Source organism: Streptomyces calvus (assembly GCF_006782915.1).
Classification (GTDB): domain Bacteria; phylum Actinomycetota; class Actinomycetes; order Streptomycetales; family Streptomycetaceae; genus Streptomyces; species Streptomyces calvus.
The window spans coordinates 68,884-93,420 of sequence record NZ_VCNP01000007.1 but is presented as its reverse complement, the minus strand read 5'-3'; the positions used below and the strand labels follow the sequence as shown (position 1 = coordinate 93,420).

Sequence of the window (24,537 nt, the reverse complement as noted above, 5' to 3'; positions counted from 1 at the left end):
GCAGCGGGGCCGCGGCGCGGGCGGGCACCGTCAGCCAGCCCTTGACCGGATGGCCGCCGAACCCCGCGAACGTCACGTCGAACACCTCGACCGTGGACAGCCCCGTGTCGACCGGCTCGAAACGGGCGTCCAGATCGTGCTCGCGCGCCTCCCGCAGCGTCTTGGACCAGAACGCGTCGAAGTCCTCGGGCGCGGTGGACGCGCTGCGGTACTCGCGGAGTTCGTCGAGGGGAAGGTCGAACAGGGCCATCGGGGACCGCCTTCGTGAAGAGTCCGTGCGGAGCGATGACACCGTACGTGGATCACCGGGTGAATCGCCAGAGTGTGACGGGAAAGACGCAGGTGAAAGGGTAGAAAGCGGTTGCCGACGAAGGCTTCTCGCGTGCGGCTGTGCGGCTGTGCGGCTGTGCGGTTGTGCGGTTGTGCGGCGTCGGTCTCCCTCGGGCGCCCGCAGGGGTTCGGGCGCCGGGGAGGTCGGCAGGAGGGGTCAGCCGGAGACGTCAGCCGAAGCGCTCGATACGGATCCGGTCCACGGGCTGCCCGGCTGCCACCAGCAGCCTGGAGGCGTGCTCGGCAAAGGAGTTGGAGCCACACACATAGGCCTCCCACCCACCCGGGGGCTGCTCGGCCATGAGCGGCGACACATGTGCGGCCGTCATACGTCCGACTGCCACACCCTCGGGCGCGCTCCGCGTGAACACCGCAGTGGTCTCGGCACCCAGCTCCCGCGCGTAGATCAGGTCCTCGGGCCGGCGCGCCGACACCAGGAGCCGCAGCGGCACGGAAAGGCCGCGGGCCCGGTGGTGCCGCACCATCGACATCAGCGGGACCACTCCAGAGCCGGCGCCCACCAGCAGCGCGGGCCGGTCGCCCGGCCAGGCGAAGAAGCCGCTGAGCGGGCCGCGCACCTCGACCCGGTCACCGGGCCGCGCCACCGTGTGGAACCAGCCCGAGACCTCGCCGTCCTCGACGTGGTCCAGGGTCAGTTCCAGGTACCCGGAGCCGTCGGGTGCGGACGCGATCGAGTAGTGGCGCTGGGCCACATAGCCGTCCTCGGCGGTCAGCCGCAGCATCAGATGCTGGCCGGGCACGTGCCCCGGCCAGCCGGGCACCGCGAACCGGAACGTCGCCACGCGCGGCGTCTCCCGGCGGATCTCGGTCAGGGTGGCCGTCCGCCACACGGATGCGGTCTGCTCGCTCACCCCGATGCGCCCGGGCACGGCGAACCGCGTCGGCGGGGTGAAGCGCTCCGGTGCGGACGGCACCGGCCGCGTCGTCGGCGTGGTCTGCTCAGTCACCGGAGTACCGCTGCTCCTCCCAGGGGTTGCCGCGCGCGTGGTAGCCGTTGCCCTCCCAGAAGCCCGGCTCGTCGTGGTCGAGGAGCCGCAGGCCCGCGATCCACTTGGCGCTCTTCCAGAAGTACAGGTGCGGCACCAGCAGCCGCGCCGGTCCGCCGTGCTCGGCGGGCAGCGGGCGGCCGTCGTACTCCCAGGCGATCCACGCCCGGCCGCCGGTCACGTCGGCCAGCGGCAGGCTGGTGGTGTAGCCGGTGTGCGCATACGCGACCACATGTGTCGCCGACACATGGGGCCGGACCACGTCGAGGAACGCGTCCAGCGAGACCCCGCCGAACCGCACGCCGAACTTCGACCAGCCGGTCACACAGTGGATGTCACCCTCGTACGCCGAGTCGGGGAAGGCGTGTGCCTCGTCCCAGGTCCAGGTGCGGGGTTCCGCCACGAGACCGTCGATCCGCAAGGTCCAGTCGGCGGGCGTGAGCTCGGGGGTGACCTCGGCGGACAGGACGGGCCAGTCGTCGCCCGCGTCGTACTGACCGGGCGGCAGACCGGGATGGTCCACGCGGGGGCGGCCGGTGAAGCCTCGGGTGATGTTCACGTGATCGGCGATTCCGTTGCGAGTGGTACTCAGGTGTTTCCAGGTTCAACCGTACGCGGTGTCCGCGAACAGCGTCCCGCCAGGCCGGACCGGCCCCGCCGCCACCCCGGCCACGGCGTCGCCACGCCCCGCCACGGCGTCGCCCCGCCCCGCCGATGCCCGGCCACGAATCCGCTCACGTTCCTGCCCGGCCACCCGGCTCAGCTCACCTTCCGGCCACGGCTCAGGCCACGTTCCGGCCCCGCCCCGGCGCGCCGCTCACGCCCTGCCCTCGGCCCCGCCCCGCCCCGGCGCTCACACCCCGCCCTCGGCCCCGGCGTCCCCTCACGCCCCGGCCACGTGCTCCGGTCACAGGGCCCGCCCACGTCCTGCGTTCCCTCACGCCCCGAGATGCCGGTGCCGAGCGTGGCCCGATGCCGGCGTCCGCTCACACCTCCGCCGGCCCGTCCGTGCCGTGGCCTGCCCGCCCGTTGTAGCGCTCCAGGTACCCGGCGAACCGGCGCAGGTCCTCCTCCGGCCAGTCCGCGAGCCGCTCCGCGAAGGCGGCGCGGCGACGGTCGGTCACCTGGGCCAGGATCCGCCGTCCGGCCGCCGTCAGCCGCACCACCTGGACCCGCTGGTCCGCGGAATCCGGCCGCCGCTCCACCAGCCCGGCCCGCTCCAGGGCCGTCACCTGGCGGCTCACCGTGGACTTGTCCAGCGCGTAGTGGGCGGCCAGGTCGGTGGCCCGGCAGCCGCCGCTCGTCTCCAGATGCCCCAGCAGCGTGTACGACACCAGCGACAGCTCGGGGTGCATGCGCCCGGCCGAGGCGCGGGCCCGGCGGGCGAACACCGTCATCTCGCGCTGGATGGCCTCCACGGCCTCCGCTGCGTCCACCCCGTACACCTCCCCGCGCACCCTGCGCGCGCATCCCGGCTCCTTCATGCACCGTACAACCGCGCAGATCGTCGGGTACTGTGGCGGTCCGGCCGCGGACCGACCCGGCCGGGACGACCAGGGAGGTGAGACCCATTACCGCTGTGTCAGGTCGGGTGCTCTCACCTCGAAGCGACGCGGACCACCGGCAGTAGGTGACCGCGAGAGCGCCCTTCGGCTCCCGAAAGGCCCAGGCTCTTGCCGCACATGCCGTCCTCGTCCCTGTCCGCCGCCTCCTCGTCCCCCGTACCGTCCTCCTCTCCCGCCGTCCCGTCCCGTGACGCCGTCGTGGCCGCGCTGCGCGCCGCCGGGTGCGTCTTCGCCGAGGACGAGGCCGAACTGATCCTCGCCGCCGCCCGCGACCCGCGGGACATCGTGCCCATGGTCCGCCGCCGGGCCGCCGGGACGCCGCTCGAACTCGTCGTCGGCTGGGCCGAGTTCCGCGGTCGGCGCATCACCGTCGAACCCGGCGTCTTCGTGCCCCGCCGCCGTACTGAGTTCCTCGTCGAGCAGGCCCTCGCCCAAGCGCCCGGCGCTGCCGTCGTCGTGGACCTGTGCTGCGGCTCGGGCGCCGTCGGCGCGGCCCTGGCGGCCGGGCTCGGTCAGGTCGAGCTGCACGCCGCCGACATCGACCCGGCGGCCGTGCGCTGCGCCCGCCGCAACATCGCGCCCCTGGGCGGACGGGTCCACAGCGGCGACCTGTTCGACGCGCTCCCCGGCACCCTGCGCGGCCGTGTCGACATCCTCGCCGCCAACGTGCCGTACGTGCCCAGCGGCGAGATCGGGCTGCTGCCGCCGGAGGCCCGTGACCACGAGCCGCGCGTCGCGCTCGACGGCGGCGCCGACGGCCTCGACGTGCTGCGCCGGGTCGCCTCCGGCGCGCCGCGCTGGCTCGCGCCCGGGGGCTGCCTCCTGGTCGAGACCAGCCGCCGGCAGGCGCCCGCCGCCGTCGAGGCCTTCACCACCGCCGGACTGCGCACCCGCCTGGCCGTTTGCGAGGAGCGCTGCGCCCAGGTCGTGGTCGGGGTCAGGACACCGGCAACTTCGCCAGGAACCCCGTAGTCGGACACCTGCGGCCGGCGGCCTCGCGCAGCCTCAGCGGAAGACGGCATTTTCTCGCGGGCCGCCCTCAGGACTGCTTGGGGGCGAGTGCCCGGGTGTCCGTGTCGACGCGGTAGTTCTCGACCACGTCCGTCAGGCGTCCGGCGACCTCCTGAGGGTCACCGTCGGCGCTGACCTCCGGAACGTCCAACTCCGTCACGCGCTCACCCGCCAGCGGCACGAGGCTGGCCACCGGTGCGCCGGGAGGAGACGCCGCGAGGGCGGAGATGAATCCCTGCTCGTCGTGTACAACAGAAACGCGCATGCCGAATCCCTCCAGCGATTTCGGGTGCGGTCAGGCAGTGGTACGGGTGAGGTACACGGTGTGGGACTTGACGGTTCCCTGCCCGCTGAGCCCGCTGTTCCTCGTCTTCGCCCAGAGGTAGGACTGGACATTGCTGATGTCGCCGGAGCCGATGTCCTTCTTGCCCACCGAGACGTCGTCGAACGTCAGCCAGTAGAGGGTCTGCCGGAGGTTGGTGACCGGGTGGGCGGAGACGGTGAATGTGCCCCGGTCGAAGAACGGATCAGGGCCCCATGTGATCTCTCCCCGGTACCCCGGGGGCAGGTTCTGGACGAAGAAGTAGGAAAACGTCTGAGTGGCCATCGCTTCCTCCTGGATGTGCGGACGTTCAGATTGGCGCATGTCGCCGTTTCCAGAGTTCCGCCACCCGTGTTCGGGACGTGGTTCACACCTGTTGCCCGAGCCACTCGCGATAGAGCCTTATGTGCAGCCGAACTGCTGGCCGCGACGTTCACCTTCCCTTCCACGGTGATCCCGACGGCCCGGTGCCGCAAGTCGATCAGACGGTCCCACCACCCCCGTTGGCGGTCCGCGCAACCTCTCAAACGGCCTGGCCCCAGGTCAGGTCGAGGGCGTCTTCCTCCTCCATGCCGTCGCCGAAGGCGCGCGGGAAGCGTGCGACGCGTCGGCCGTTGAACCAACGCGAGGGAACGGCAGAGGAGTTGGCGAGGGACGTCTTTCGTCCGGCGTCGTGTCGGCGAGCCGTGGCTTCCGACAGCAGCCGATACCGGGGGAGCAACGTCCCGTGCAGAACGAGGACTTCGTCCGCGTGCCAGCCGCTTTGCGCATGCGAGCCGGACCGCTTCGCGGCAGCGGGAACGGCGTCGTCCCGACCCGCGTGCTGCGGACCACGGCGCATCCACCGTCGCGGGCCCGCGTACATCCGGTACGAGAATCCGTGCCCGGTGCGGCGCGAAGGCGTGACAGGTGCCGGGAACCGGGCGCGACGTCGAAGACACCGCCCGTGGGCGGAGACCTCAGGCGAAGGGTGTCGCGCGGGCGATCAGCAGTGCCACGTCGTCGGCGTTGTCGGGTTCGTGCAGCGTGCGCAGGAGCAGGTCGCAGACCTCCTCCAGCGACTCGCCGGGGTGGTTCAGCAGGGCCAGCAGCGTGTCCAGGCGCTCGTCCAGCGGGTGCCGGCGCGTCTCGACCAGGCCGTCGGTGTAGAACACCAGCCGGTCGCCCGGATCCAGTGCCACGGTGGTCGTGGAGAACGCGACACCGCCCACGCCCAGCGGCACCCCGGTGGGCAGATCGAGCAGTTCGGCAGCGTGACCGGCCCGCACCCGGGCCGGCGGCAGATGCCCGGCGTTGGCGATGGTGCACTGCCGCTCGCGGGGGTCGTGGACGGCGTAGACACACGTGGCGATCGACTGGTCCACGTCGCCCGTGATGCGGTCCAGGTGCTCCAGGAGCACCGCCGGATCGAGGCCCAGGGAGGCCAGGGTGTGGGTGGCCGTGCGCAGCCGGCCCATGGTGGCCGCCGCGGGGATGCCGCTGCCCATCACGTCACCGACGACCAGCGCCGTCCTGCCGTCCTCCAGCGGGATCACGTCGAACCAGTCGCCGCCCACCTCGCTGGTGGCCCCCGCCGGCTGGTAGCGGGAGGCGACCTCCAGCCCGCCCGTGACGGGCGGATGGCTCGGCAGCAGGCTCCGCTGCAGGGTGAGGGCCGTGCCGCGGGCGTTCTGGTACCAGCGGGCGTTGTCGATCTGGACGGCCGCGCGGGACGCCAGCTCCCGCGCCAGCAGCAGATCGTCCTCGTCGAAGGGGCGCGGGTTGCGCGTACGGATGAGGTCGAGGGCGCCCAGCACCTCGCCGCGCGCGATCAGCGGCACCGCAAGGTACGAGTGGACGCCGACCCGGGCCAGCAACTCGGCGGCCTCCGGCGAGCGGGCGATCCGCGCCAGGTCCTCGTCCTTGGCCCGCGGCACCATCACGGGCAGACCGGTGCGTACGCACTCGGTGATCAGCCGGTCCGGTGCGTAGCGGGTCACCCGGCCCGGCGGATCGGCGGCCGGCAGCACGTCGGCCGAGTCCACCCAGCGGACCGCGAGCGCCCGGATCACCGCAGGCTCGTCGGGGCCGAGGGTGTGGCGGCGGCCCTGCACCACCGCCTCCAGCAGATCCACCGCCGCCGCGTCGGCCAGCTCCGGCACGGCCACGTCGGCCAGCTCGCCGGCCGTGCGCTCCAGGTCCAGGGTGGTGCCGATCCGGGTCGTGGCGTCGGCGATCACGGCCAGCCGGCGCCGGGCCGTCTCCGCCTCCACGCCCGCCCGGTGCTGCTCGGTGATGTCCACCACGGACAGGGCCACGCCCAGCACCGTCCCCAGCGCGTTCTCCAACCGGTACAGCGAGACCGACCAGGCGCGGTCCTCGTCCGGATCCGCCGGCGTACGGCCGGTCATCGACCGGTCGACGGACGGCCGGCCGGTGTCCAGGACCTGGCGTGCCGCGTCCTCGATGGCGTCGGCGTCCACCAGCGGCAGCACCTCCCGGATGGTGCGCCCCAGATGCTCCGCCGCCGGGATGCCGTTGATCTGCTCCAGCGCCGGGTTGACCGAGACGTACCGCAGATCGGCGTCGAGGACGGCCAGCCCGATGGGGGACTGGGCGACGATCCGGGTGGACAGGGCGACGTCCCGTTCCAGGCGGCGCACGGTGGCCTGGTCGACCGCGAGGCCGAGGGCGTACACGTCCCCGTGGTCGTCCAGCAGCCGCATGTTGCGGAACTCCACCAGCCGGGTGCCGCCGTCCTTGTGCCGGACCGGGAACGCACCGGCCCAGCTCCGGCCGGTGCGCATGACGTCGGAGAACAGCTTCACCACGAGGTCCAGGTGCTGCTCGTGCACCATGATCCGGGCGGCGTACTGGCCGAGCGCCTCCCGCGCGCTGTACCCGAACAGCTCCTCCGCCTGAGGGCTCCACAGCACGATGCGGCCCTCGGTGTCGAGGACCACCGAGGCCACGCGCAGCACGTCGAGCAGCCCGCTGGGACGCACCGGCCCGCGGACCGGCCCGTCACCGTCGGCCAGGGGTGACTCCGCTGCACTCATCCCACGCCCCGCCTTCGCCGATCCTCACGGCACGCCGTCACGATGCCGACACACCCCTTGTTGTACCGCGCGCGGGGCCCCTTTTCCGCCGCTCCAGCCGTTGGATTACAGCTTCTCCCACCATCGTGGCGGGCGCCCGCGAAGCCGTCACCGCGGCAGCGCCACGCGGGTAGTGCTCACCGGCGGGCGGTGCTTTGCTGAGTGGGGGCGGGGGATGGGGGTAGGCGGCGTGGAGTACGAGAGGAGCGATCACGATGGGCAGTGAGCGACCGCACCCGGAATCCGTCTCGGTCGAGATCAGCGGATGCAGCAAGGACGACGCCCGCATCGTCTTCGACGCGCTGTGCGCGTGCTTCACGTCCGACCGGTGCTCGGACGACGTGCCGCAGGACTTCTCCGAGACCCGCCCGACGGTGTGGCTCGGCACCTTCGACGTCTCCGAGGCGCGCCAGGGCGCCCGGCCGTCGGCCCGGCTGGCCGCGTCGGTCGACGCCGACGTGCACGGCGGCTACTGGGCGATCGACCGGTTCCGCACCACCCTGGACTCCCTGTTCACGGTGCACGAACTCAGTACGGTGCCGGGCGACCAGGAGGAGGAACTGCACGTCCGTCTGGAAAGCCGCTGACGTCCCCCGGCCGGACGGCGACGCCCTCCGGCCCCGGGGCACTGTGCCCTCCGTCACGCTTGTGCAACTAGTTGCACAAAGCTGTGTGCGTGCCTTACAACTACAGGCACGACACCGCGTGCACGGAGGGCCAGATGAGCCGTTACCCCCACCTGCTGACCCCGCTCGACCTGGGCTTCACCACCCTGCCCAACCGGGTCCTGATGGGCTCCATGCACGTCGGCCTGGAAGAGGCCGAGGGCGGCTTCTCCCGCATGGCCGAGTTCTACGCCGCCCGCGCCCGCGGCGGAGTGGGCCTCATCGTCACCGGCGGCATCGCACCCAACGACGAGGGGCGGCCCTACGAGGGCGGCGCCCGCCTCACCACCGAGGCGGAGGCCGAACAGCACCGGGTGGTCACCGAGGCCGTGCACCGCGAGGGCGGGCGCATCGCGATGCAGATCCTGCACTTCGGCCGGTACGCCTACCACCGCGACCTGGTCGCCCCGAGCCCCCTCCAGGCGCCCATCAGCCCCTTCCCGCCGCGCGAGCTCACCGACGCCGAGGTCGAGCGCACCGTCGGCGACTACGCCCGCGCGGCCCGCCTCGCCCGGCAGGCCGGCTACGACGGCGTGGAGATCATGGGCTCCGAGGGCTACCTGATCAACGAGTTCATCGCCGCGGGGACCAACCACCGCACCGACCGCTGGGGCGGCTCCTACGAGAACCGGATGCGCTTCCCCGTGGAGATCGTCCGCCGGGTGCGCGAGGCCGTCGGCGAGGACTTCATCGTCATCTACCGGCTGTCCATGCTGGACCTGGTGCCAGGCGGCTCCACCCTGGACGAGGTGATCACGCTGGCCAAGGCCGTCGAGGCGGCCGGCGCCACCATCATCAACACCGGCATCGGCTGGCACGAGGCCCGCATCCCCACCATCGCCACCTCCGTCCCGCGCGGCGCCTACACCTGGGTGACCCAACGCCTCATGGGCGAGGTGGGCGTCCCGCTCGTCACCACCAACCGCATCAACACGCCCGAACTCGCCGAGCAGCTGCTCGCCGAGGGCCGCGCGGACATGGTGTCGATGGCCCGCCCGATGCTCGCCGACCCGGACTTCGTCGCCAAGGCCGCCGACGGCCGCCCGGAGGCGATCAACACCTGCATCGGCTGCAACCAGGCCTGCCTCGACCACACCTTCAGCGGGCAGATCACCTCCTGCCTGGTCAACCCGCGCGCCTGCCACGAGACCGAACTGGTACTGGCCCCCACCCGCCGCCGCAAGCGCATCGCGGTCGTCGGCGCCGGGCCGGCCGGCCTCGCCTGCGCGGTGAGCGCCGCCGAACGCGGCCACCACGTCACCCTGTTCGACGCCGCGAGCGAGATCGGCGGGCAGCTCAACGTGGCCCGCAAGGTCCCCGGCAAGCAGGAGTTCGACGAGACCCTGCGCTACTTCCGCACCCGGCTCGCCGAACTGGCCGTGGACGTACGCCTGGACACGCGCGTCACCGCCACCGACGTCACCGGCCACGACGAGGTCGTCGTCGCCACCGGCGTCACCCCGCGCGTGCCCGACATCCCCGGCGTCGACCACCCCAGCGTGCTCGGCTACCTCGACGTGCTGCGCGACGGCGCGCCCGTCGGCGACCGCGTCGCGATCCTCGGCGCCGGCGGCATCGGCTTCGACGTCGCCGAGTTCCTCACCGACGGCGGCGACAAGGCGCACGAGAACCCCGAGACGTACTTCCGCCAGTGGGGCGTCGACCTCGCATACCGGGCACCGGGCGGCCTCGCCGCGCCCGAGCGTCCCGCCCCGCCGCGCACCGTGCACCTGCTCCAGCGCAAGACGTCCAAGGTCGGCGCCGGACTCGGCAAGACCACCGGCTGGATCCACCGCACCGAACTCCGGCACCGCGGCGTCACCATGGTCCCGGGCGTGCGCTACGACCGCATCGACGACGCCGGACTGCACGTCACCGTCGACGGCGAGAGCACCGTGCTGGAGGTCGACACGATCGTGCTGTGCACCGGCCAGGAGCCGCGCCGCGACCTGTACGAGGAGCTGGTCGCCGCCGGGGCGCCCGTGCACCTGATCGGCGGTGCCGACGTGGCCGCCGAACTGGACGCCAAGCGCGCCATCAAGCAGGGCACGGAGCTGGCGGCGGCGCTGTAGGCGGGGCGCGGGCCGTCCCTAGGATGAGCCCATGTCACTCCCGCACGCGATCCTCACCGCCCTGCTCGAGAAGCCGTCGTCCGGGCTGGAGCTGACCCGCCGGTTCGACAAGTCGATCGCCTACTTCTGGTCCGCGACGCACCAGCAGATCTACCGCGAGCTGGGCAGGCTCGAGGCCGAGGGCCTGATCCGGGCCCTGCCCTCCGAGCAGCCGGCGCGGGGCCAGAAACGGGAGTACGAAGTGCTGCCCGCGGGGCGCGACGAACTGGCCCGCTGGACTGCCGCCTCCCAGGACCCCAAGCCGCTCAGGGATGTGACGCTGCTGCGGCTGAGAGCGGCGGCGGTGGTCGGCACGGCGGGCCTGGAGACGGATCTGCGGCGCCACCGGGAGCTGCACGCACGGCAGTTGGCGACGTACCTGGAGATCGAGCAGCGCGACTTCCCGCCCGGCAAGGACGGGCCGCAGGACCGGCTGCGGCATCTGGTGCTGCGGGCCGGCATCGACCTGGAGACCTTCTGGACCCAGTGGCTCGACCACGCCCTGTCGGAGTTTGCGCACCTGCCGGACACGGACGGAACGGGCCGGCCGGGTGCCGGGGAGGACTGACACCCGGCGCCCGGGTGGGGCGACGCCGGCCGCCCGACCGGAGCGCGTCGGACGTGAAGGCGGCCGGCGCCGGGTCTACAGGTGGCGCGGCCTGTCGCGCCGGCGCAGGTACCAGGCGGTGGCGACGAGGCCGGTGCCGACCAGGACGCCGCCCGCCACCAGCGTCACCGTGCCGTAGTCCGTGGCGGAACCGCCGATGCCGCCCATCACTCCGCGGGACGGCGAGGACGTGGGGGAGACGGAGGGACTGGGCGACGGTGCGACGATGACGGACTGCGTGCCCGCGGTGGTGCCGTTCGAGCACACGACGGTCACGGTGTACGTGCCCGGAGCGACGTTGGACCACGCGGCGGACTGTCCCGCGCTCGTCCCCGTCAGCGCCGCCTGACGGCCCTGCGAGAAGTTCGTCTGGCTGCTGTTGAGCAGCGAGGCGGTGCCCCACTGGCCGTTCATCTGGGTGCACGCACTGGTGCTGACCGAGACCGTCGACCCGCTGGTGTTCACGGAGATCCCCGGGGCCGCCGCGGCCGGACCGGCCAGGGCGAAGGAGAGCGCGGCAGCGGCTGCCACGGTCGGACCGGAGCGGAGCAGTGGCTTCGAGTTGCGCATGGTGGGCTGCCTTCCGGCGGCACGGCCGGCGGTACATCCTTGCGCCGCCGAGGTCGGGGAGCGCCCGTGCCGCCACGAGGCCAGCCAAAGGCCGGCCCGCCCGCCGCGCACTCCGGCCGCCGCCGGGCAGGTGACAGCCCCGTCCGCCGGGTCCGCCCGGCAGCGTCCGGTGCGGGTCAGTCCCCGGTGCCGGTCGTCACCGTGCGCTCCGCCGAGAAGGCGCCCCAGGTCCCGTCCGGCAGCTTCGCCCGGATCCGCACCCGGTGGCCGACACCCGCCTCCCGGCCCACGTAGAAGCGGTACGTCGCCCGGTCGCGGGGCGCGTCACCGCCGTAGACCAGCGAGGTCGCTGCGCGGCCGTCCAGGTGCACCTCGTACTCGGTGACGACCCCGTCGACCGGCGGCGGCACCCAGCCGAGGACGAGGTGGTGGGCGCCGTCGGAGCGTTCGGTGGTCACGCGGAAGCCGGTGGGTGCGGTGGCGCGGTCGTCCGCGCGGCCCGTGGTGGTGAGACGGACGGTGGCGCCGGGCGGTGACAGGTTGTCGGCGGCGTCCCGGGCCCGGACGGTGAAGGCGTAGCGGGTGCCGGGACGCAACCCGGTGACCACGGCGGCCCGCCGGCTCCCGCCCACACTGTGGATCTTCGTCCCGCCCTGGTACACGTCGTACGACACCACACCCCGGTCGTCCGTCGAGGCCGACCACGACAGCTGGGCGGCTCTGCTGCCCGCCGCCCGGCCGCGCAGTTCCGCCGGACGGGTGGGAGCGGTGTCGTCGGCCGCCACCGCCCGCGGTGTCGTCGCCCGGACCTTCCGGCTGGGCGGCCCGAGCCGGCCGTCCGCGTCCCGGGCCCGCACCGTGAAGACGTATGTGGTGCCGGGCCGGAGGCCGGTGACGTCCACCATGTGGCGTGAACCGGGTACGTCCTTGACCTTCGTGGTGCCCCGAAACACCTCGTAGTGGCTCACCTCGGCGTCGGCGGCGGTGACCGCGTTCCACATGACGTGCACGCCGGTGGCGCTGCCAGCCTCGGCCGTGACGCCGGTCGGCGCTCCGGGCGGCCGTTCGCCGGCCGTTTCCCCGGAGCCGCCCCAGCGGCACGAGACGGCGAGCAGGACCCCGCAGAGGACCCCGCACAGGGCGAGTGGGCGACGCGGGAACACGGCTGGGCGAACGCCACGCACGACTCTGCCTCCCCGGGCGGGACACGGCGACGATCCGAAGAATGGTCCGTACCAATATGCGCGGATGACGCGGCCGCATCAAGAGGTCGGAAGTGGGGAGCCGTCCGCGGGATTACGTATGCTGGAGCTTCGAGCGGCTCGAACGCCCCCTGAGGGCTGGGGAGTTCGGGCTCGTGGCGCGGACCGCTGTCGTCGCAGATCCCGCGCCGGTGCGGGTGGCCGGACGGCTCGAGTCGACACGGGCTCGGGCGCCCGGCCCCTGTCGCGGACGCTGGTTCGAACGGGCGCCGTCCGGCTCTGTTGGAGTCGCCATATCGTCATATCGGGACGAAATGGGGCAAAGTGCCCCGTGAGTGTGTGTCAGTGTCCCCGACGAGAGGCTCCTTGACCGTGTCCCGTGTCCACTCGCTCACTCTGACCGTGGCCGGTGTCGCCCTGCTGGCTCCCTCGACGCCCCCCGCCGCCGCGCCCCAGCCCCGTGCCGAACCGGCGGCGCGGCGCGCGGACTCCGTGGCCCCGCCCGGGCCGGCGGTGCGCGGCGCGGACGCCGTGACCGTCGCCGGGTCCCCGGGACGGCGTGCGGACTCCGGTTCCGGCGCGGGTACCGCCGCGCGGCGCACGGGCTCCGTGTCCGCCGCCGAACTGCTGGCCAGAGTGCGCGACTGCACGCCGGTCTCGAACGGCCGTTACCGCAAGGACCACGGCATGCGGGCCACCGTCCCGGTGTGCGGCACCAACGAGGCCGTCTTCTGGAAGGCGGACATGGACATCGACTGCGACGGCCGTCCCGGCCGCCGCTGCAACGCCCGCACCGACCCGTACTTCTCCGCCTCCACGGCATTCCCGCAGTCCGACGGCCGTCCGTTGAGCTCCGAGGAACTGCCCTACGTGGTGGTGCCCGCGCCCAGCACCGTCTGGAACTACCGGGCCCACGGCGTGCGCGGCGGGTCGGTCGCGGCGGTGATCCACCGCGACCGGGTGCGCTACGCGGTCGTCGGCGACGTCGGACCGGCGGACATCATCGGCGAGGCGTCCTACGCGGCGGCCGAGGAACTCGGCATCAACCCGGACCCGCACGGCGGCGGCACACCGGCCGACGTCACCTACGTCGTGTTCAAGAACAGCCGGGTCACCCCCATCGAGGACCGGCGGTCGGCGGTGACGACGGGGGAGCGGCTGGCCCGGCAGTTCGTGGACTCCACCGACTGAGCCCACCGGCCGTAGTCCACCGGCAGCACTTCGCCGGTCGCAGTTTGCCGACTGAGCCCCGTCGGCCGTACTCCGCCGGCCGCAGTCCACCGGCAGCACTCCGCCGGTCGCACTCCGCCGACTGAGCCCCGTCGACCGCACCCGTCGACCGCACTCCGCCGGCGTGCGGCCGTCGGTCGCGCGCCTCACACCTTCCGGTACGCGTACGCCTCCGCGGCCGCCGCCTCCACCGCGGCGAGGTCCGCTCCCGTGGACGCGGTGACCACCGCCGCCACCGCGCCCTCCACGAACGGCGCGTCCACCAGCCGTGTCCCCTCGGGCAGTTCGTCACCCTCGGCGAGCAGCGCCTTCACGGTGAGCACCGCGCTGCCCAGGTCGGTCAGCACGGCGACCCCGGCGCCACGGTCGACCGACGCGGCCGCCGCGGCGATCAGTTCGGCACTGGTGCCGAAGTCGCCGCTCTCGGTGCCGCCCGCAGGAGCCACCGGCACCGCGGTGCCGGCGCCCGCCAGGCCCTTGGCCAGCTCCGCCACCGAAGCGGCCACCGCCGCGCTGTGCGACACCAGCACGATCCCCACCAGTCCGGCCTCACTCACCGTCGCCCTCCGTCTCCGCCGAGGCGTCGACCAGAGCGGCGATCAGCAGCGCCGCGGACGTGGCCCCCGGATCCTGGTGCCCGATACTGCGTTCACCGAGGTAACTGGCCCTGCCCTTGCGGGCCTGCAACGGTGTCGTCGCCACGGCGCCCTCCTCGGCGGCGGTGCGGGCCGCGGCGAAGGAGTCACCGAGCGCCTCCACCGCGGGCACCAGGGCATCGATCATCGTCTTGTCGCCCGGCGCGGCACCGCCGAGCTGCCGCACTGCGTCCACCCCGGCGCGCAGCGCCTCGGCCAGCTGCCCCGCGTCGACCTCGGCGGCGTCGCCGAGCGACTTGCCGGTGCGGCGCAGCAGCGTCCCGTACAGCGGGCCGGACGCGCCGCCCACCGTCGAGATCAGCAGCCGCCCGGCCTGCGTCAGTACGGCGCCGGGAGTGGCGGGCGGCTCCTTCGCCAGGGCGTCCGTCACCGCCCGGAAACCGCGCTGGAGGTTGCTGCCGTGATCGGCGTCCCCGATCGGTGAGTCGAGGGCGGTGAGCCGTTCCGCCTCGCGGTCCACGGACGCGGCGGCGGCCGTCATCCAACGGCGGAAGAAGTCGGCGTCGAGCACGGGAACTCCTTGCTGGTAGGTGAGTGTCGGACGATGGACGCGGCGTTCCTCACATGCCCCAGCGCAGCCCGGGAGTGCGCACCGGGGCGTCCCACAGCCGCAGCAGCTCCTCGTCGATCTGGCACAGGGTGACCGAGGCGCCCGCCATGTCGAGGGAGGTGACGTAGTTGCCGACGAGGACGCGGGCCACCGGGACACCGCGTGCGGCGAGCACCCGCTGCACCTCGGCGTTGAAGCCGTACAGCTCCAGCAGTGGTGTGGCGCCCAGGCCGTTGACCAGGACCAGGACGGGGTTGCGCGGGGTGAGGTCGTCCAGGATCGCGTCGAGCGCGGCCTCGGCGATCTCTCCGGACGTCATCATCGGACGCCGTTCCCGGCCCGGCTCGCCGTGGATGCCGATGCCCAACTCCAGTTCGCCGGGCGGCAGGTCGAAGGTGGGGGTGCCCTTGGCCGGCGTGGTGCAGGCGCTCAACGCGACGCCGAAGCTGCGGGAGTTGTCGTTGACCTGCCGGGCGATGGCCTCCACCCGCTCCAGCGGCATTCCCTCCTCGGCCGCGGCGCCCGCGATCTTCTCGACGAACAGCGTCGCGCCGGTGCCTCGCCGGCCGGCCGTGTAGAGGCTGTCGGTCACCGCCACGTCGTCGTTGACCAGCACCTTGGCGACCTGGATGCCCTCGTCCTCGGCGAGTTCGGCGGCCATGTCGAAGTTGAGCACGTCACCGGTGTAGTTCTTCACGACGAAGAGCACGCCCGCGCCGCTGTCCACGGCCGCCGCGGCCCGCACCATCTGGTCGGGCACGGGGGAGGTGAACACCTCGCCGGGGCAGGCCGCCGACAGCATTCCCGGTCCCACGAATCCGCCGTGCAGCGGTTCGTGCCCGGACCCGCCGCCGGACACCAGGGCCACCTTCCCGGGCACCGGGGCGTCCTTGCGGACGATCACCCGGTTCTCCACGTCCACTGCCAGTTCGGGATGGGCCGCCGCCATTCCGCGCAACGCGTCCGCGACCACCGTCTCCGGAACGTTGATGAGCATCTTCATGGGTGCCTCCTGATGAGCCGGGCAGGTGGGTCGTCGTCCCGCGTTTGTGCTGTTCGGAGTGGGTGCGGTCAATCCTAGATCTTGGTGGCGCGCAACGGTCGGAAGACCGCTGAAGTCCTCCTGCCGGAAGTATCGACCGTGCGGGAGCGAAGGTCACGTGCGCGGACGCGCGGGCGTGCCCCGGGACGCGCCTCGGTGACCGGCGCGACCGGGTTCGGGGCCGGGCTGCGAAGAAGGGCAGGTGGGAGGGCGCTGTCGCGGGGCGGCTGCCGGTGCTCACGGCACGGGCGCTGCGGGGGCATCGTCCGTCGGGGCAGGCCGACCCGTGTCCGTCCGTACCGTCGACGCAGGCGCGTGCCGGTGCGTCCGGTGCGTCCGGTGCGTCCGGTGCGTCCGGTGCGTGCGGTGGGGGCGTGGGGTCGGTGTGGCGCGGACGGCTCGGGGCCTCGGGCCTCGAGGGAGGGGGCGCGGTGTACGGGTGTACGGGTGTACGGGTGGGATCCGGACGGCGGGGCACCGTCACCGGGTCAGGGGCGGCGGAACCGGCGCCGGTCGGGAGCCGACCGGTGACATCGGTCGGCTCCCGGCCGGTGCGGACCGCGGCGCCCGTGCCGCTCGTCCGCGGGATCCGCCGGGTGCGGGAGAACCGTCAGTGGCGCAGCTTCGCCCTGCTGACCGCCGCCACGCCGACGGCGGCGAGTGCGATCTGGATGAGCCACTCGATCCAGTCGACACCGTCGGTGTCGGCGACGCCGAACGCGGAGGCGAGGCCCGTGCCGATGAGGGCCGCGACGATGCCGATCGCGATCGTCCAGAGAACGCCGATGCGCTGGCGTCCGGGAAGGGCGAGTCGGCCGAGCACTCCGATCACGATGCCGATGACGATCGCGCTGACGATGCCTGAAATCTCCATGGTCGGTCCGTCACTCCTCAGTCGTGTTGGTGACATGCGAGTGCCCGTTCGAACGTGATGCAGTCCGCCGGGCGGCCGGAGGCGCCTCGGGCCCGCGTGGCGAACGGGCCTCCCGCCTACGGCCTGGGGTCCTGCGGAGGTGTGTCCGCCGAGCGCTCGGTCCGTTCGGTGGCGGAGCCCAACGGTCCTTGCGCACCCGGGGCGTTGCCGTCGGCGGCCGGTGCGGCGGTCTCGCCGCGGACGATCCGCGGGGAGGTGTCCGCCGTCGCCTCGCTCTCCTCCTTCATGGCGCGCGCCTCGGCCTTGAGGATGCGGGCCGACTTGCCTGCGGAACGGGCCAGTTCCGGGCCCTTCTTGGCGACGAGGACGGCGATGACGACGATGAGGACGACGGCGAGTTCGCTCAGTCCGAACATGGATGTCCTGCTCTCTTCTCCGGGACCCGGGCCTCGTGGCGCGAGCGGTGGCGGCGGTGGGGCTTACAGGTGGGGGCGTCGGCCGGACGCGGCTGGTGGACCTGCGGCCGGATCCGCGCGGAGGTACCGGCGCAGACGGGGCAGTATGCCCCGTTCCAGCAGCGCCCGTTGCCAGTCCAGCCGCGCCTGCCTCAGCCGTGCCGCGTGTACGGAGTCGTCACCGCCGCGCATCGCCGTTCTCAGCAGCGCGGCGAAGGCGAGGAGGGCACTGACGCCCGCGATCAGCGTCAGGACCCATCCGGCGGTGATCAGTGATCCGGTCAGCGCGTCCCGCGCGTCGGTCAGCCGGAGCAGGTGACCGAGAACGAGCAGGGCCGCGGCGGACGCGGTGGCCACGAGCGGGGTGAGCACCGTCAGGGCGGGCAGCAGGGTGCCGGCGGCGGGTCGGCGCGCCGCGCCCGGCCGGCCCGCCGCCCGCAGGGTGACATACGCGCCGTACTCCTCGTGCGCCGCGGCGGCTATCTCGTCGGCGTTCGCGAGGACGAGGCGGCGCAGCCGCGCGGCGGCTCGGCCGCTGGGGTCGGCGTCCAGGGTCTCCCGGATGTCCGTCGTGGTGAGCGCGCGGCGCAGGACCGCCTCGAAGTCCGGCCTGTCCTCCGGGCGGAGGGGCAAGGGGTCGGCCACGTGGTCTCCTGCGGGTGGGATGCTTCGGTGTTCGGTGTTCGGTGTTCGCGGTTGCGGTTGCGGTTGCGGTTGCGGTTGCGGTTGCGGGTTGCGGGTTGCGGGTTGCGGTCGCGGTTGCGGTGGGCGGTGTGCGGCGGATGTGCGGGGTGTGCGGCGGATGTGCGGTGGGCGGGCGGGCGGGTGCGGGCGGGCGTGGCGGGGCCCCGGCCACCGGGGGAGCCGGGGCCGGTGGAGCCGGCCCGGCGCCGCCGTCACGGGCTGTCAGACGTTCACGCCGAAGTCGGCGGCGATCCCGGCCAGGCCCGAGGCGTATCCCTGCCCGACGGCGCGGAACTTCCACTCCGCGCCGTTGCGGTACAGCTCACCGAAGACCATCGCGGTCTCGGTGGCGGCGTCCTCGGACAGGTCGTAGCGGGCGAGCTCCCGGAGGTCCGCCTGGTTGACGACGCGGATGAACGCGTTGCGGACCTGGCCGAAGCTCTGACCGCGGTTACCGGCGTCGTGGATGGACACCGGGAACACGATCCTGTCGATCCCGGCGGGTACGGCGGCGAGGTTCACCTTGACGACCTCGTCGTCGCCGTCGCCCTCACCGGTGAGGTTGTCGCCGGTGTGCTCCACCGAACCGTCGGGGCTGGTCAGGTTGTTGTAGAAGACGAAGTGCCGGTCGGAGGGCACCTTGCCGGAGGTGTCCAGGAGCAGCGCGGAGGCGTCGAGGTCGTAGTCGGTGCCGGTGGTGGTGCGCACGTCCCAGCCCAGGCCGACCAGGACGGCGGTCAGGCCCGGTGCCTCCTTGCTGAGCGAGACGTTGCCGCCCTTGGACAGGGAAACTCCCACTGCGTACTCCTTCTCGGCAGGTGCGGTCGTGGCCCGGAGCGGGCCCCCGGACGTAGAATCTACAGCACTGTAGAACAATCGGCAGGGGGATCGGGGGTGCGGGGGAGGCGCATCGGATGGCGTGAGGGGCAGGGCGGCGTCTATACGATGTCCGCTCGGGAACAGGCGCGGAAGGGAGACAGGGTGTGGCTGAGCAGCAGCGTCCCCGGCGACGGGGGCAGGGCGAGCTGGAGGCGCTGGTCCTGTCGGCGTTGCGGGATGCGGACGGTCCGGCGACGGCCGGCTGGGTGCAGGAGCGCCTGGGCGGCGACCTCGCCTACACCACCGTCATCACCATCCTGACCCGGCTGCTGGCCAAGGGTGCCGTCACCCGGGAGCGCGTGGGCCGCTCCTTCGCCTGGACCTCCGCCTCCGACCACGCCGGACTGGCCGCCCACAAGATGCGCAAGGTGCTGGACTCCGAGAGTGACCGGGAGGCGGTGCTGGCCAGCTTCGTCACCGGCCTCGGACCGGACGACGAACGGCTGCTGCGCGAACTGCTGGGCCAGCACCGGAGCGAAAGGGAAGACTGAGACCTCATGGGGGTGTTCGTCTTTCTGCCGCTGGTGCTGCCCTTGACGGCGTGGCCGATCGCGCGCCTGGCCGAGCAGCATCTGCACCCGCGCACCGCGACGCGGCTGCTGACCGCCGTCGCGGCGGTGATGGCGGTGTGCAGCACGGTGTGCCTGGGCCTGGTGATGGTGGTCGGCACCGCCCAGCTCCCCGGCAACCCGCTGCCCGACGGCTGGTCCGACCCGGAGGTGCGCGAGGCGGTCCCGTACGACGAGATCGTCGGCAAGGCGGCCATCCCGGCGCTGTGCGTGGTGCTCGTGGCGTGCGGGAGGACGCTGTGGCGGCACGCCCGGGTGCGCCGCCGGGCCCACCGGGCCCTGGCCGGACTGCGCCCGACGGAGGTGGCGGTCCTCCCGGACGGCGCTCCCTACGCCTACGCGCTGCCGGGCGGCCGACGCGATCGCGTGGTGGTGACCACGGCCCTGCTGCAGTGCCTCGAACCGGCCGAGCGGCGGGCCCTGTTCGCCCACGAACGGGCCCATCTGGCCGCCCGTCACCACCGTTTCCTGCTCGCCGTGCAACTGGCCGCGCGGGCCAATCCGTTCCTGCGACCGCTGCGTACGGCGGTGGCGTACACGGCGGAACGCTGGGCGGACGAGGAGGCGGCCCAGGTGGTCGGCAGCCGCCGGACCGTGGCGTGCGCCATCGGCAAGACGGCCCTGGTGTCCCGGGGCACGCCCGTGGTCACGCTGGCGGGCTTCGCCGCGGCGGGCCCGGTTCCCCGTCGGGTGGCGGCCCTGCTCGGGCCCGCTCCGGCGGCGCGCCGCTGGCCCTCGGTGTTCACCACGGTGGGCCTGGCCGTGTGGGCCGCCGCCGCGGGAACCGCCGTGTCCGCCATGTCGTCCGCCAACTCCGCCGTGACGATGGTCCTCATCCTGTACGCCGCCACCCCTCTGTGATCCGCCGGGAGCGGGCCGTCGGACGTCACCGACGGGCGACGAACCCCCGCCCCGTTCCGTCCCCGAGCGGCCGCTGTCCTCCGAGCCCCGTCGCCGCCCGCGCCCGGCCCGCCAGGTCCTTCAACCGTGCGGCCCGACCGTCCCCGCTCCCGCCGGAGCGCCCGTCCGACAGTCGGGCCCTGCGCTCAGCCCTCGTCGCCCTCGTCGTCGCCCTCGAAGAAGTCGCCGACCTCGTCGACGACCTCGGCCGCGACCATGCCGCCGACCACGCCGACCGCCAGACCGGCGGCACCCGCGGCGACGACGGTGCCCATGCCCGGACCCGAGCGGTGATGCCCCTCGTGCCCGTCGTGCCCGCCGTGCCCGTGCCCGGCGTACGGGTCGCCGGACACGTGGGCGCCGTGCGTGCCGTACGAGGCCCGGTGCTCGATCAGTCGGCGGATCCAGCCGTCGACCTCGGTGTTCCAGTCGCGCACGTCGTGATGGCCGACGGTGAACCGGGTGAGCGCGTCGTGGCCGCCGGAGAGGAACCCGCCGCGCTTGTCCGCCTCCAGGACGACCTCCAGTCCGGCCGGGCTCGCCAGGAAGGTCACCTCGATCTCGTTGACCTGGTGCGCGTACTGCGGCGACGGCGTGATCTCGATCTCCTGGTAGAAGGGCAGCTGCTGCCCGGTGCCGCCGATACGCCCGTACTCCAGGTCGGTGGACCTGAAACCGAAGCCGAGCCCGCCGAGGGCTTCGAGGATCGCCTCCTGGGCGGGCAGCGGACCGACGGCCAGCGGGTCGAGGTCGCCCTTGTCCCTGGCGCCCGCCACCGACAGTTCGGTCCGCACGCCGAGCACGACGCCCAGCGGCTGCCCGTGCAGCTCGGTGACCGGGGTCTCCCACGGCAGCGTCACGCTGAACGGCACGGCGCGCTCCTCGCCCTCGGCCAGCCGGAAGCCGCCGCCGACGGTGAACCGGTCGAAGGCGACGCCGCCCTCGCTCTCGCCCTCCTCGTGCTCGATCTCGACGCGGGCCACCAGCTCCAGGGTGATGTGCTCGATGTCGAAATCGGCACTGCCGCCCTTGAGGCGTACCTCTCCGGTGAGCGCGCCGCCGGGCCGGGCGGGACCCGGGTCGAGGACCGTGTCGACGGTGGGTCCGCCCACGCCGAGCGAGCCGAGCAGTCGTTTGAACACCATGGTGGCGTCCACTCCTTAAACGTGCGTGTGGTTCCTGAGGGTGCGGTGCCGCACAGATGCTTCTACAAGCGAGTAGAAGCATAGGGTGGTGCGGGGCAGGGAGGGACGGGCTGCATGGCCGGGGTGCGGGAAATGGCCGAAATAGGGCTGCCGTGTCGGCCGGGTGCCGCCGCCCCGCGCGACGGCGCGCGCCTTCGCCGCCGTCCGCACCGGGCCCCGCAGGTCCTCGCGTGCTGTCCGTACCGGGCCCCGCCCGGCCCTCGTGTGCTGTCCGTACCGGACCCCGCCCGGCCCTCGCGTGCCGTCCGCCGTCGGTGCCGCAGGTCCTCGCGTGCCGTCCGTGGCCGTGCGCGTTCCCCGCGGAAAGGCTCCTCCGTCACTGCTTTACAGTTGGTGTAGAGGCAGGGCATCCTGCTTCCCCATCCGTCTTCACCCCACGTCCACAGAGAAGGAGCGACGGTCCCCCGATGGGTGATCCTCCCAGTAGCAGCCGTGCCATTGCCCGCCGTCCACGCCGTACGGCCAGTGAGGGAGCGGGGGTGGCGCGGTGACCGAGGTGCTGCTGCTCCTGCTGGCTCTCCTGCTGACCCTGGCCTGCGCGGTGTTCGTCGCGGCCGAGTTCTCGCTCACCACCGTCGAGCGCGGAGAGCTGGAGCGCGCCGTCGAGGCCCGCGAACGCGGCGCCGACGGCGCACTGCGGGCCGTACGGCGCCTGACCCTCCAGCTCTCCGGCGCCCAGCTGGGCATCACCGTCACCTCGCTGGTGATCGGCATGCTCGCCGAGCCGTCCCTCGCGGCGCTGCTGCGCGGCCCGCTGCGGTCGGCCGGCCTGGGCGGCGCCGCGCCGTCGGTGGCGACCGTGCTGGGCGTGCTGGTGTCCACCGTCGTGCTCATGGTGATCGGCGAGCTCGTGCCCAAGAACTGGGCGATCTCCCGGCCCCTGGCCGTCGCGAAGGTGGTCGCCGGCCCGCAGCGCGCGTTCACGGCCGTCTTCGGGCCGTTCATCGGCCACCTCAACGCCACCGCGAACCGCTTCGTGCGCCGCCTCGGCCTGGAGCCGGCCGAGGAGCTGGCCTCCGCCCGCACCGCCGAGGAACTGGGCGCACTGGCCCGGCACTCGGCGGCCGAAGGCGCCCTGGAGGCGGACTCCGCGGAGCTGTTCGTGCGGACCCTGCACCTGGGCGCGCTGACCGCGGAGAACGTCATGACCCCGCGGGTCGACGTCAAGGCGCTCGAGGCGCACGCGACGGCCGCCGACGCGGCCAACCTCAGCCACGCCACCGGCCTGTCCCGCTTCCCGGTCTACCGCGACAGCCTCGACGAGGTCATCGGCACCGTCCACATCCGCGACGTGCTGGCCCTGGAGCCGGAGCGGCGGGCCGGCACCCCGGTCACCGAACTGATCGCCCCGCCGCTGCTGGTCCCGGACAGCCTCACCGCCGACCGGCTGCTGGAACGCCTGCGCACCCGCCACGCCATGGCCGTGGTCATCGACGAGTACGGCGGCACGGCGGGCGTGGCCACCATGGAGGACATCGTCGAGGAGGTCGTCGGCGAGGTCCGCGACGAGCACGACCCGCTGGAGGCGCCCGACCTGGTGCCCGCCCCGGCGGCGGAGGACGGCCGAGCGGTGTGGGAGGCCGACGGCAGCGTCCGCGTCGACCGGCTCGCGCAGCTGGGACTCACCGTGCCGGAGGGCCCGTACGAGACCGTGGCCGGACTGATCGCCACCCGCCTGGCCCGCATCCCCGGCAAGGGGGACGCCGTGGACGTCGACGGCTGGCGGCTGGACGTGCTGGAGGTCGAGCACCACCGCGCCGACCGGATACGCATCACCGAACCGGCCCCCGTGCCGGCCGCACGGCTCGCGGAGGACGCCCGATGACCGCGCTGCAACTCGCGATCGGCGCCCTGACCCTGCTCACCAACGCCTTCTTCGTCGGAGCCGAGTTCGCCCTGATCTCGGTGCGCCGCAGCCAGATCGAGCCGCGCGCCCGGACGGGCGACAAGCGGGCCCGGATGACGCTGTGGGCGCTGGAGCACCTGTCCGCGATGATGGCCACCGCCCAGCTCGGCATCACCGCCTCCTCCCTGGTGCTGGGCGCGGTCGCCGAACCGGCCATCGCGCACCTGCTGGAGCCCGCCTTCGAGGCGGTGCACATCCCCCACGGCCTGGTGCACCCGATCGCGTTCGTCATCGCCCTGGCCCTCGCCACCTATCTGCACATGCTGATCGGCGAGATGGTCCCCAAGAACATCGCGCTCGCCGCGCCGGTCACCAGCGCGCTGCTGCTGGGCCCGCCGCTGGTGGCGCTGACCCGGGCGCTGCGGCCGGTCGTGTTCGGCATCAACGCCTTCGCCAACGTCCTGCTGCGGCTGCTGCGGGTGGAACCGAAGGACGAGGTCGCGTCGGCCTTCACCGACGACCAGCTCGCGCGCATGGTCGTCGACTCCAGCGAGGCCGGCCTGCTGTCGCCCGCCGACGGCGAGCGGCTGCGCGACGCCCTGGAACTGGGCACCCGGCCGGTCGGGGAGATCATCGTCCCCGCGCAGCGGATGCGCACCGTCGACCACACCGTCACCCCGGCCCGGCTGGAGCGGAAGGCCGCCGAAGCGGGCTTCTCCCGCTTCCCGGTCACCGATGCCGACGGCACCGTCCTCGGATACCTGCACATCAAGGACACCCTCGGCGTGACCGACCGGGACCGGCCCTTCCCGCGCAGCGCGCTGCACCGGATCACGCGCGTGCGCATCGACACCCCGCTCGACGACACCCTCACCGCGCTGCGGGCCGAGGGCAGTCACCTCGCCGCCGTCGTCGGGGCGAGCGGCCGCGTCATCGGCTTCGTGACCATGGAGGACGTGCTGTCCGAACTGGTCGGTCCGACCGCACCGGCCACCGGATGACCGCCGGGCCGCCGCGGGCGCGCCCCCGCCCGGGGCGGCCCGGTCCGGCGGTCCGGTGACAGCACCGCCCTGCGCGCGCGGGTTCCTCCCGGCATCGGGAACATGATTCCGGCCGGATTCGTTACCTGTGCACACCCATGAAAGAAGGAGTCACCCCCTTGTCCGCCAGATCGACGACG

26 protein-coding genes are annotated in these 24,537 nt (G+C 73.3%); 9 read left to right on the top strand and 17 right to left on the bottom strand.

Annotated features, from left to right (window positions below; all coding sequences use genetic code 11):
* From FGW31_RS02870 to FGW31_RS02855, 4 genes are all read right to left on the bottom strand, one after another.
* The coding region (locus tag FGW31_RS02870; protein ID WP_142191709.1) for an acetylxylan esterase at positions 1–250 on the bottom strand (250 nt) is incomplete at its 3' end.
* Between the two features lie 250 nt (positions 251–500).
* Positions 501–1,265 (bottom strand): ferredoxin reductase, encoded by a 765-nt coding sequence (locus FGW31_RS02865; protein WP_167530173.1) that lies wholly within the window; start codon positions 1,263–1,265, stop codon positions 501–503.
* A gap of 25 nt (positions 1,266–1,290) precedes the next feature.
* A complete protein-coding gene (locus FGW31_RS02860) occupies positions 1,291–1,896 on the bottom strand; it encodes a sulfite oxidase-like oxidoreductase (RefSeq protein WP_142191708.1) in 606 nt (201 codons plus the stop codon).
* 427 nt (positions 1,897–2,323) lie between these two features.
* Positions 2,324–2,773 carry a MarR family winged helix-turn-helix transcriptional regulator gene (locus FGW31_RS02855; protein ID WP_142191707.1) on the bottom strand — a complete coding sequence of 150 codons (450 nt, stop codon included), beginning with the start codon at positions 2,771–2,773 and terminating at the stop codon, positions 2,324–2,326.
* A gap of 246 nt (positions 2,774–3,019) precedes the next feature.
* Between FGW31_RS02855 and FGW31_RS02850 the strand changes: the two genes are divergently transcribed.
* On the top strand, positions 3,020–3,874 hold the full coding sequence (locus FGW31_RS02850; protein ID WP_142191706.1) for a putative protein N(5)-glutamine methyltransferase: 855 nt from the start codon (positions 3,020–3,022) through the stop codon (positions 3,872–3,874).
* A gap of 67 nt (positions 3,875–3,941) precedes the next feature.
* On the opposite strand, the gene FGW31_RS02845 is transcribed toward FGW31_RS02850, so the two are convergent.
* From FGW31_RS02845 to FGW31_RS02835, 3 genes are all read right to left on the bottom strand, one after another.
* A complete protein-coding gene (locus tag FGW31_RS02845) occupies positions 3,942–4,178 on the bottom strand; it encodes a hypothetical protein (protein ID WP_142191705.1) in 237 nt (78 codons plus the stop codon).
* 30 nt (positions 4,179–4,208) lie between these two features.
* A complete protein-coding gene (locus tag FGW31_RS02840) occupies positions 4,209–4,520 on the bottom strand; it encodes a hypothetical protein (protein WP_142191704.1) in 312 nt (103 codons plus the stop codon).
* A gap of 674 nt (positions 4,521–5,194) precedes the next feature.
* Positions 5,195–7,273, bottom strand: coding sequence for a SpoIIE family protein phosphatase (locus FGW31_RS02835; protein ID WP_142191703.1), 2,079 nt, complete (start codon positions 7,271–7,273; stop codon positions 5,195–5,197).
* A 254-nt stretch (positions 7,274–7,527) separates the two neighbouring features.
* On the opposite strand from FGW31_RS02835, the gene FGW31_RS02830 reads away from it, so the two are divergent.
* From FGW31_RS02830 to FGW31_RS02820, 3 genes are all read left to right on the top strand, one after another.
* Complete coding sequence (locus FGW31_RS02830; RefSeq protein ID WP_142191702.1) at positions 7,528–7,899, top strand: hypothetical protein; 372 nt, start codon at positions 7,528–7,530, stop codon at positions 7,897–7,899.
* Between the two features lie 134 nt (positions 7,900–8,033).
* Entirely contained in the window at positions 8,034–10,049 is a 2,016-nt protein-coding gene (locus tag FGW31_RS02825; protein WP_142191701.1) for an oxidoreductase, read from the top strand.
* A gap of 31 nt (positions 10,050–10,080) precedes the next feature.
* Positions 10,081–10,656, top strand: coding sequence for a PadR family transcriptional regulator (locus tag FGW31_RS02820; RefSeq protein ID WP_142191700.1), 576 nt, complete (start codon positions 10,081–10,083; stop codon positions 10,654–10,656).
* Between the two features lie 75 nt (positions 10,657–10,731).
* Here FGW31_RS02820 and FGW31_RS02815 read toward each other — a convergent pair whose 3' ends face one another.
* Together FGW31_RS02815 and FGW31_RS02810 are read right to left on the bottom strand one after the other, a co-directional pair.
* Positions 10,732–11,265 carry a hypothetical protein gene (locus FGW31_RS02815; protein ID WP_142191699.1) on the bottom strand — a complete coding sequence of 178 codons (534 nt, stop codon included), beginning with the start codon at positions 11,263–11,265 and terminating at the stop codon, positions 10,732–10,734.
* Positions 11,266–11,441: 176 nt separating this feature from the next.
* Positions 11,442–12,449 carry a fibronectin type III domain-containing protein gene (locus FGW31_RS02810; RefSeq protein ID WP_142191698.1) on the bottom strand — a complete coding sequence of 336 codons (1,008 nt, stop codon included), beginning with the start codon at positions 12,447–12,449 and terminating at the stop codon, positions 11,442–11,444.
* A 390-nt stretch (positions 12,450–12,839) separates the two neighbouring features.
* On the opposite strand from FGW31_RS02810, the gene FGW31_RS02805 reads away from it, so the two are divergent.
* Positions 12,840–13,658: a glycoside hydrolase family 75 protein gene (locus tag FGW31_RS02805; protein WP_182674508.1), complete on the top strand. Its 819-nt coding sequence runs from the start codon at positions 12,840–12,842 to the stop codon at positions 13,656–13,658.
* Between the two features lie 185 nt (positions 13,659–13,843).
* Here the strand turns inward: FGW31_RS02805 and FGW31_RS02800 are convergent, their stop codons facing one another.
* The 7 genes from FGW31_RS02800 to FGW31_RS02770 all read right to left on the bottom strand — a co-directional run bounded on the left by FGW31_RS02800 (position 13,844) and on the right by FGW31_RS02770 (position 18,756).
* On the bottom strand, positions 13,844–14,254 hold the full coding sequence (locus FGW31_RS02800; protein WP_142191697.1) for a PTS-dependent dihydroxyacetone kinase phosphotransferase subunit DhaM: 411 nt from the start codon (positions 14,252–14,254) through the stop codon (positions 13,844–13,846).
* Entirely contained in the window at positions 14,247–14,864 is a 618-nt protein-coding gene (gene dhaL / locus FGW31_RS02795; protein WP_142191696.1) for a dihydroxyacetone kinase subunit DhaL, read from the bottom strand. Before dhaL ends, FGW31_RS02800 begins: the two co-directional genes overlap by 8 nt.
* A gap of 49 nt (positions 14,865–14,913) precedes the next feature.
* A complete protein-coding gene (gene dhaK / locus FGW31_RS02790; RefSeq protein WP_142191695.1) occupies positions 14,914–15,906 on the bottom strand; it encodes a dihydroxyacetone kinase subunit DhaK in 993 nt (330 codons plus the stop codon).
* A 649-nt stretch (positions 15,907–16,555) separates the two neighbouring features.
* Positions 16,556–16,819 carry a GlsB/YeaQ/YmgE family stress response membrane protein gene (locus tag FGW31_RS02785; RefSeq protein ID WP_142191694.1) on the bottom strand — a complete coding sequence of 88 codons (264 nt, stop codon included), beginning with the start codon at positions 16,817–16,819 and terminating at the stop codon, positions 16,556–16,558.
* Positions 16,820–16,935: 116 nt separating this feature from the next.
* Positions 16,936–17,235 carry a twin-arginine translocase TatA/TatE family subunit gene (locus FGW31_RS02780; RefSeq protein ID WP_142191693.1) on the bottom strand — a complete coding sequence of 100 codons (300 nt, stop codon included), beginning with the start codon at positions 17,233–17,235 and terminating at the stop codon, positions 16,936–16,938.
* A gap of 63 nt (positions 17,236–17,298) precedes the next feature.
* Complete coding sequence (locus FGW31_RS02775) at positions 17,299–17,919, bottom strand: hypothetical protein (protein ID WP_142191692.1); 621 nt, start codon at positions 17,917–17,919, stop codon at positions 17,299–17,301.
* 261 nt (positions 17,920–18,180) lie between these two features.
* Positions 18,181–18,756 (bottom strand): TerD family protein, encoded by a 576-nt coding sequence (locus tag FGW31_RS02770; RefSeq protein ID WP_142191691.1) that lies wholly within the window; start codon positions 18,754–18,756, stop codon positions 18,181–18,183.
* A gap of 185 nt (positions 18,757–18,941) precedes the next feature.
* On the opposite strand from FGW31_RS02770, the gene FGW31_RS02765 reads away from it, so the two are divergent.
* Together FGW31_RS02765 and FGW31_RS02760 are read left to right on the top strand one after the other, a co-directional pair.
* Entirely contained in the window at positions 18,942–19,328 is a 387-nt protein-coding gene (locus tag FGW31_RS02765) for a BlaI/MecI/CopY family transcriptional regulator (protein ID WP_142191690.1), read from the top strand.
* Between the two features lie 6 nt (positions 19,329–19,334).
* Positions 19,335–20,267 carry a M56 family metallopeptidase gene (locus tag FGW31_RS02760; RefSeq protein ID WP_142191689.1) on the top strand — a complete coding sequence of 311 codons (933 nt, stop codon included), beginning with the start codon at positions 19,335–19,337 and terminating at the stop codon, positions 20,265–20,267.
* 185 nt (positions 20,268–20,452) lie between these two features.
* Here FGW31_RS02760 and FGW31_RS02755 read toward each other — a convergent pair whose 3' ends face one another.
* Positions 20,453–21,451 carry a sporulation protein gene (locus tag FGW31_RS02755; protein ID WP_142191688.1) on the bottom strand — a complete coding sequence of 333 codons (999 nt, stop codon included), beginning with the start codon at positions 21,449–21,451 and terminating at the stop codon, positions 20,453–20,455.
* 547 nt (positions 21,452–21,998) lie between these two features.
* On the opposite strand from FGW31_RS02755, the gene FGW31_RS02745 reads away from it, so the two are divergent.
* Together FGW31_RS02745 and FGW31_RS02740 are read left to right on the top strand one after the other, a co-directional pair.
* Positions 21,999–23,336: a hemolysin family protein gene (locus FGW31_RS02745; RefSeq protein ID WP_142191687.1), complete on the top strand. Its 1,338-nt coding sequence runs from the start codon at positions 21,999–22,001 to the stop codon at positions 23,334–23,336.
* A complete protein-coding gene (locus FGW31_RS02740) occupies positions 23,333–24,358 on the top strand; it encodes a hemolysin family protein (RefSeq protein WP_142191686.1) in 1,026 nt (341 codons plus the stop codon). Before FGW31_RS02745 ends, FGW31_RS02740 begins: the two co-directional genes overlap by 4 nt.
* The last annotated feature ends 179 nt before the right edge of the window (positions 24,359–24,537 follow it).